At 27.6% G+C, this 3,390-nt stretch carries 3 protein-coding genes and 1 pseudogene; all 4 read right to left on the reverse strand.

From position 1 onward, the window contains the following. Positions 1–196, reverse strand: a pseudogene (locus ACLVEP_RS12515) (hypothetical protein); the annotation flags it as partial. Positions 197–239: 43 nt separating this feature from the next. After that, positions 240–485, reverse strand: a complete 246-nt coding sequence (locus ACLVEP_RS12520; protein WP_412585234.1) for a TIGR03905 family TSCPD domain-containing protein — start codon at positions 483–485, stop codon at positions 240–242. A gap of 15 nt (positions 486–500) precedes the next feature. Further along, the gene (locus tag ACLVEP_RS12525; protein ID WP_412585235.1) at positions 501–1,808 is read right to left on the reverse strand and encodes a TRAM domain-containing protein; all 1,308 of its coding nucleotides are present in this window, start codon (positions 1,806–1,808) and stop codon (positions 501–503) included. Positions 1,809–1,836: 28 nt separating this feature from the next. After that, complete coding sequence (locus ACLVEP_RS12530) at positions 1,837–3,108, reverse strand: hemolysin family protein (protein WP_318038400.1); 1,272 nt, start codon at positions 3,106–3,108, stop codon at positions 1,837–1,839. Positions 3,109–3,390: the final 282 nt, after the last annotated feature.

Below are 3,390 nucleotides of genomic sequence, written 5' to 3' on the forward strand. Positions count from 1 at the left end.
ATCTATAAATATATAAAAAAATCGTATAATAATGATATCTGATCTGTAAAACACAAAATCTTCTTTGCCAAATAATAATGATAATAGATAAAAACATCGCTATAAAATGAAAAGGCAAAAATAACGAAGATAAAATAATTTGTAAAATCAAACAAACACCTACTAGAAACTGCATTTTTTTGATTCTAATTAACATAACACCACCATTTTATTTTATGAAGGAAACAAAAAAAGAGCACTTATTTAGCATGCTCTTGTAAACTTTTTGCAAGCTGTGCTGGACAACTTGTAGGTTTTGCTCCACATTTGATGTCTTTTAAACGTTCAATGACTTCATCTACTTTCATACCCTTTGCTAGTGCAGCAACTCCTTGAGTATTTCCTGAACATCCACCTGTAAAGACAACATTTTTAACAATCCCATCTTCAACTTCTACATGGATATTTCTTGAACAGACACCTCTTGGTGTATAATCGTATTCCATTTTTATTCCTTCTTCCTATTTTCTTGTAAGTTTAGCAATTGATGTCACGTATGATTGATACATATGACTATCTACTGCTTTGATCTCTTCTACTTTATAATATTTTGATAATTCTTGCAAATCTTTTGCAAGCATAGATGTTGAAGAATTCATATAAATAACTGTTTGTACTTTTCCAAGTCTTAAAGTGTCTTTTAATTCATTAGAAATCCCATTGACTCCTTGAATAATAACTGTATCATACACTTTCTTTTTCGCAAAAGTAATCATTTTCTTAATTGGTTGACCATAAACAAATTTAATATTTTCTTTTCCTGATAATTTAGCATTATAAGTAGCACTTTCAATATTATCTTTCTTTTCATCAATAGCAACAACATCTTGATCTAGATTCATTTCTAAAATACCATTTTCACAATTAATAGAAATAATCTTTTTACTTCCTTTAACCATTGTTTTAACAATCTTATTTCTAATTTCAAAAGATTCTAAATGATCAGGTAAAGTTGTTTTAACAGACATAATATATTTTTTACCATCACAAATAAATTCTTCTTTCGTATTTCCAAAAATCTTCTTATAACCTTGACTTTCAAAATCTTGATATTTAGAAGTATTAATTGACATAAATAAACCATTGACTTGTTTTAATTTTTTAATATCACTTACCACTTCATCTTTTAAACCATCTTTTCCTGTAATAATGATGACTTGTACTTTATCTTGGAAAACACGTAATTTAATAAATCTTAAACCAGTTCTAAATTTATCATTATATGTTTTACATTGATGATTATTAAAGATTTCTTCTAGTTGTAATAATGTTTGATTAATTAATGGATGTTGTTTCATACATCCTGTCATTACTGTTAAATATTTTGTTTCTCTTTGATAAATTCCAAAAGTAACTTTTCCTTTAAAATCTACAATAGGTAAATTAGCTTGTGTAAGGAAACCATTTTTTTGATTCATACCAATAATTTGATCAATTTTAATTTGTGAACGATCTAATTCTGTATACTTTTTTAAAGATTCTTTAATTAAATCTTTTTTATGTTTTAATTGTGCTGGATAAGCATAATGTAATAAATTACATCCCATACATTCTTTATTCGCACGACATGGATTTTTAACACGCATAGGTGAAGGTTTAATAACTCTAATTAAATCACCAAAATAATAATTTTTATTATTGTATTGTTTAGCATCAATTTCTACTTCTTCATTTAATAATGCCCCTTTAACAAAGACAATTTTACGATTAATGTAACCAATACCTTCTCCATTGATTCCCATTTTTTTAATTTCAACTGTTGTTTTCATATAGCCTCCTTAAAAAAGGAAAAGCATCTTATTGATGTTTTTCCTCTCCTTCTTCCTCTTCTTTCATTTCATGTATTATTAATCTAAGAAGTTCAATTCGATTCTTATGCATCTTTTCGATAATAATTGTAACTCCTGGAAATTCAATTTTATCTTTTATTTTAGGAACACCACTAAATTCTCCTAAAACAAGACCACCGATTGATTCAAAATCTTCTGATTCAAAATGAGTATCAATTTCATCATTGACCTCATTTAAATTTAAACTACCATCTACTAAATACTCATGATCATTGATTTTAACAATATCATCACTTGTATCATCATATTCATCATCAATTTCACCAACGATTTCTTCAACAATATCTTCAAAAGTAACAATTCCACTCATAACACCATATTCATCTAATACAATAGCAAGTGTTGCATGTTCCTTTCTCATTGAAGCAAAAACATCATTGACTTGATTAAATTCATAGACCACAAAAGTCTCTCTCATATACTTTTTAACATCAAAATGTTCTTTATCAATATCGATAAACAACAAATCTTTCATATTTAAAACACCAATAATTTCATCAAAAGACTCATCATGAATAGGATATCTAGAATACTGTGCATCATGATAAACATTCATTAATTCATCATATGTACAATCATCCGGTAAACTTTCAACATGAATACGTGGTGTCATAATCTCTTTGATTTCAGTTTCACCAAATTCAAAAACATTATGTATCATTTCTTTTTCTTCTTTTTCTAGAACACCTTCTTCATGGCCAACTGTTACAATTGTTTTCAATTCTTCTTCAGTTAAACTAGGGCCATGTTCTTGATTACCACCTAAAAGTTTAATAATAAATCCTGTAATAATATTCAACACAAAAACAACTGGTTTAGTAATTACACAAACAAAACGAATAAATGGTGCTAAAGCAAAAACTAATTTATCAGCGTTTTGAGTAGCAAGAGATTTAGGTGTGATTTCACCAAAAATCAAAATACACAATGTTACAACACCTGTTGCGATTGCAACTGTTTGTGCACCATCTCCAAAAATAGCCATAATCGTTGCTGTTGTAAGTGACGAAGCACCGATATTTACTAGGTTGTTTCCTACTAAAATAGCACTTAATAAACGATCTTGATCATCTAATAAAGACTCTACTAATTTTGCTTTTTTATTTCCTTCTTCAGCAAGTGTACGTATTTTAATTTTACTTACCGATAAAAAAGCTGTTTCACTACAAGAAAACAACGATGATAAAATTAATAAAATGATTAATGATATGATATTCATTATCTGGGCAGAATCCACTTTTACATTTCTCCTTTGATTCTATTATTGAAAATTATAATAGTATAATTACAAAAATTTGTCAATATACCATTATTTTTGTATAAAGTCTGATTCGAAAATGATAATGTCTTAATATATCCAATTTGATAATGTCCCACTAGTGGGACATTATCAAATCCATGTTAAACTATAACCTCAATGATTGGAGGTTATTATGAGAAAGGTTGAATGTTAAACCGCAGATTTAACACACCACACAACCGCAAATTATATTAACCATTA

This window comes from Faecalibacillus sp., from assembly GCF_047023275.1.
Lineage (GTDB): Bacteria > Bacillota_I > Bacilli_A > Erysipelotrichales > Coprobacillaceae > Faecalibacillus.